Source organism: Actinomycetes bacterium (assembly GCA_035489715.1).
Classification (GTDB): domain Bacteria; phylum Actinomycetota; class Actinomycetes; order JACCUZ01; family JACCUZ01; genus DATHAP01.
Genome location: DATHAP010000028.1, coordinates 1 through 2,291 on the forward strand (window position 1 = coordinate 1; position 2,291 = coordinate 2,291).

Genomic DNA, 2,291 nt, shown 5'->3' on the forward strand with positions numbered 1-2,291 from the left:
ACACCGGCCAGGAACTCCTCCCGGCCGACGTAGGCGACCAGCTGCTTGAGCACCGAGGCGCCCTTGGCGTAGGTGATCCCGTCGAAGTTCACCTCGACCGCGGCGACGTCGGGGATGTCGGCGGCGATGGGGTGCGTGGAGGGCAGCTGGTCCTGCGCGTAGGCCCAGGCCTTCTCGGTGTTGGCGAACGTCGTCCACGCGGTGGTGAACTCCGTCGCCTCGGCCTGGCAGAGCGTGCTGATGTACGTGGCGAACGACTCGTTGAGCCACAGGTCGTCCCACCAGCGCATGGTCACGAGGTCGCCGAACCACATGTGGCCGAGCTCGTGGAGGACCGTCTCGGCGCGGCGCTCGTAGCGGGCCCGGCTGACCTTCGAGCGGAAGACGTAGTCCTCCAGGAACGTCACCGCGCCGGCGTTCTCCATGGCCCCGGCGTTGAACTCCGGCACGAACAGCTGGTCGTACTTGTCGAACGGGTACGGGTAGTCGAAGACCCGGTGGTAGAAGTCGAAGCCCTGCTTGGTGACGCGGAACAGCTCGTCGGCGTCGAGGAACTTCGCGAGCGACGCGCGGCAGTACAGCCCCAGCGGGATGCCCTCGTGCGAGTCGGTGACCCGGGCGTACGGGCCGGCGATGAGAGCCACCAGGTAGGTGGAGATGCGCTTGGTCGGCTCGAAGTGCACCAGCTGCGAACCGGCCGGACCGGCCTCGATCGTGCGGCCCCCGGTGTTGGAGACGACCTGCCAGTCGAACGGCGCGACCACGTGCAGGGTGAACGTCGCCTTGAGGTCGGGCTGGTCGAAGCAGGCGAACATCCGCTTGGCGTCGGCCGGCTCGAACTGCGTGTACAGGTAGACCTGCCCGTCCTCGGGGTCCTCGAAGCGGTGCAGGCCCTCGCCGGTGTTGGAGTACCGGCAGTCGGCGGTGACGACCAGGGTGTTCTGCTCCGCCAGCCCGGGCAGCGGCAGGCCGCCCGCCTCGGTGTAGGTGCTCACGTCGAGGTCGGTGCCGTTGAGCGTCGCCGAGTGCACCGTCTCGGCGACCAGGTCGATGAACGTGTCCGCGCCCGCCCGCCGGCTGGTGAACTCCACCGTGGTGGTCGACCGGAAGGTGCGCTCGCCGGGGTGGCCGGCGCCGTCGGTCACGTCGAGCTGGAGGTCGTAGCGCGTGACGTCGAGCAGATCGGCGCGAGCGGCGGCATCGGTGCGGGTCAGGTTGGGTACGGACACGCCGGGCAGCTTCCCATGGGGGACCCACAACTTTCTCGTGCACTCCACACCGCCCGGTGGGAACAAGCCGACGGCGATCCGGATTGGCAGGCACGAGAGCCCGGTGCGACCCCGCCCCCGAGATCCTTGAGGAGCCGACGAATGACCGAGGCAGTACAGAGCGCCCCCACTCGCGCCCGCGTGGACTTCTGGTTCGACCCGCTGTGCCCGTGGGCCTGTTTGACCAGCCGCTGGGTCCTGGAGGCGGCGAAGGTCCGCGACATCGACATCCACTGGCACGTCATGTCGCTGTCGGTCCTCAACCGCGGGCGGGACCTGCCCGAGGAGTACCAGCAGATGATGGAGCAGGCGATCGGCCCGGTCCGGGTGGCCATCGCGGCGGCCGAGAAGTTCGGCGACGAGGTGCTCGGCGACCTCTACACCGCCATGGGGACGCTCCGCCACCACGAGGGCGTCGAGCTGCCCGACCTGATCGTTCCCGCGCTGGAGCGGGTGGGCCTCCCGGTCGAGCTGGCCGACGCCGCCGGCTCCACCGACTACGACGAGGCGCTCGAGAAGAGCCACCACGAGGGCATGGACCCGGTGGGCGACGACGTCGGCACGCCCGTCATGCACATCGACGGCGTGGCCTTCTTCGGCCCCGTCATCAGCAAGGTGCCGACGGGTGAGGACGCCGGCAAGGCGTTCGACGGCGCCGTCCTGCTGGCCAACCTCCCCGACTTCTGGGAGCTCAAGCGCACGCGCCTGAACGGCCCGGACATGGACTCGGTGCCCGCCGACGCCCTGGAGCTCACCGGCCGCCGCTGAAGGACGGAACGAGGTTCGGCATGCTGTCGCCGTGCCGCACCCCGTCCGCCAGCGCATCCTGATCACCGGCGCCAGCTCCGGCCTCGGTGAGGGCATGGCCCGCCGGTTCGCCGGCATGGGCCGCGACCTCGCGCTGGCCGCCCGCCGCACCGACCGGCTGGAGGCGCTGCAGAAGGAGCTGCTCGCGGCGCACCCGGGGATCCGGGTGGAGGTCGCCGCCATGGACGTCGACGACCCCGAGTCGGTCGCCACCGT

At 70.3% G+C, this 2,291-nt stretch carries 3 protein-coding genes; 2 read left to right on the forward strand and 1 reads right to left on the reverse strand.

Features of this window, described 5'->3' with window-relative positions; genetic code table 11:
* Positions 1–1,229, reverse strand: a 1,229-nt coding sequence (gene pepN, locus VK640_02465; GenBank protein HTE72045.1) for an aminopeptidase N, incomplete at its 3' end; no start/stop codon positions are given.
* A 141-nt stretch (positions 1,230–1,370) separates the two neighbouring features.
* Here pepN and VK640_02470 point away from each other — a divergent pair.
* The gene (locus tag VK640_02470; protein ID HTE72046.1) at positions 1,371–2,036 is read left to right on the forward strand and encodes a DsbA family protein; all 666 of its coding nucleotides are present in this window, start codon (positions 1,371–1,373) and stop codon (positions 2,034–2,036) included.
* A 94-nt stretch (positions 2,037–2,130) separates the two neighbouring features.
* Positions 2,131–2,291 (forward strand): short chain dehydrogenase (locus VK640_02475; GenBank protein ID HTE72047.1); only part of this gene is annotated, 161 nt, incomplete at its 3' end.

Bases quoted from the DNA above. Each gene is read 5' to 3' on its own strand.
- VK640_02470 (HTE72046.1), top strand. From the start codon at position 1,371: ATGACCGAGGCAGTACAGAGCGCCCCCACTCGCGCCCGCGTGGACTTC.